Source organism: Streptomyces sp. NPDC044002 (genome assembly GCF_056434525.1).
The window spans coordinates 1-1,833 of sequence record NZ_JBWKEZ010000147.1 but is presented as its reverse complement, the minus strand read 5'-3'; the positions used below and the strand labels follow the sequence as shown (position 1 = coordinate 1,833).

2 protein-coding genes are annotated in these 1,833 nt (G+C 63.8%); one reads left to right on the top strand and one right to left on the bottom strand.

Annotation, left to right across the window (positions count from 1 at the left end):
• Positions 1-108: 108 nt before the first annotated feature.
• Positions 109-552 (bottom strand): IS200/IS605 family transposase, encoded by a 444-nt coding sequence (tnpA, locus tag AC07A6_RS41320; RefSeq protein WP_478780534.1) that lies wholly within the window; start codon positions 550-552, stop codon positions 109-111.
• Here tnpA and AC07A6_RS41315 point away from each other — a divergent pair.
• Entirely contained in the window at positions 539-1,699 is a 1,161-nt protein-coding gene (locus AC07A6_RS41315) for an RNA-guided endonuclease InsQ/TnpB family protein (RefSeq protein ID WP_478780533.1), read from the top strand. The genes tnpA and AC07A6_RS41315 overlap by 14 nt on opposite strands.
• Positions 1,700-1,833 lie beyond the last annotated feature (134 nt).

The window sequence follows — 1,833 nt, the reverse complement described above, 5'->3', positions numbered from 1 at the left end:
TGCTACCGGTGACTTGGCCAGTGCACCGGGCTTCAGCCCGGTGGTGAAGGCCATCCTCGGCCCGGAGGCGCGCAGCGCCGGAGTTCGCTCCGCCTCCGGGACCTCAACTCACGCCGGGCGGTTCTGCTGCTCGATGTACTGACGGACGACCGACAACGGGGCCCCGCCGACCGACCCGGCGAAGTAGGAGCCGGACCACAGCCGTTGCGCACGCCAGTAGTGCCGTTCCAGCTCGGGGAACTCCCGGCGCATGTATCGGGAGCTGACGCCCTTGAGGGAGTTGATCAGCTTCGACAGGGCCACCTTCGGCGGGAAGCTCACGAGCAGGTGCACATGGTTGTTCTCGCCGTTGAACTCTTTCAGCTCCACCTCGAAGTCGGCGCAGACGTCCCGCATGATCTGTTCCATCCGACGAAGGTGCCGGTCGGTGAACACCTTGTGCCGGTACTTGGTCACGAAAACCAAGTGGGCGTGCAGCAAGAACGCGCAGTGTCTGCCAGTTCTGATCTCTCCGTACTCAGCTATAAACCAAGTATTTATGGTGATCGGCATGAAGCTCAGGTATCAGTTTCGGCTGTACCCGAGCGCCCCGCAGAGAACCATGCTGGCGAAGGCGTTCGGGTGCGCTCGTGTCGTCTTCAACGACGCACTGCGCGCCCGCCAGGACGCCTACCAGCAGGGCGCCAAGCGCCCGAGTGCTGCGGAGCTGTCGAAGCGGTTCATCACCGAGGCAAAGAAGACCGAAGACCGGCACTGGCTGGACGATGCCTCGGCCGTGGTGCTCCAGCAGTCCCTTCGGGACCTGGAGGCCGCGTACTCCAACTTCTTCGCCTCGAAGAGCGGCACCCGTAAGGGGCCGAAGATGGGGCCGCCGAAGTTCAAGAAGAAGACCAGCCGGCAGGCCATCCGCTTCAGTACCAACGCCCGCTTCTCCGTCACCGAGGAAGGCAAGCTCCGCCTGCCGAAGATCGGTGACGTCAAGGTGCGCTGGTCCCGCAGTCTGCCGTCCGATCCGTCTTCGGTGACGGTGGTCAAAGATGCCTCCGGCAGGTACTTCGCCAGCTTCGTGGTGGAGACCGAAGACAAGCCGCTGCCCGAACTGGACTGGGACGAGACCGAAACCGGCATCGATCTGGGCCTGTCCTCCTATGCCGTGCTGCGGGGCCGGAAGATCGCCTCTCCGAAGTTCTTCCGCCGCCAAGAGAAGAAGCTGCGTCGCGCACAGCGCAAGCTGTCGCGCTGTGTGAAGGGCTCGAACAACCGGCGCAAGGCCAAGCTGGCCATTGCCAAGGTGCATGCCAGGATCGCGGACCAGCGCCGCGACTTCATCGAGCAGGAAACCACCCAGATCACGAGCGAGAGCCAAGCCGTGTATCTGGAGGACCTGAACGTGAAGGGCATGGCCAAGGGCAAGCGCGCCAAGTCTGTGCATGACCAGTCGCTGGGCATGTTCGCCCGCACCTTGGAAGCCAAATGCCACCGGTACGGGCGCGACTTCGCCAAGGTGGGACGGTTCTTCCCGTCCACCCAGCTGTGCTCGGCCTGCGGCAGCATCGAAGGCCCCAAGGGACTGGAAGGACTCAAGATCCGGAAGTGGACGTGCTCCTGTGGAGCCGTCCACGACCGGGACGAGAACGCCGAACTCAACATCCGCCGTGAAGGACGGCGCATCGTGGCCGAGGGACGCCCGGACACGTAAAACGCCTCGTGGAGCCCATGTAAGACCCGGCAAGCCGGGCAGCGGGTGATGAAGCAGGAACCACTACGCACGTGCTGGAAACAGCGGTGGCACAGTGGGAATCTCCCCCGTTTACGGGGGAGAAGCGTCAACCG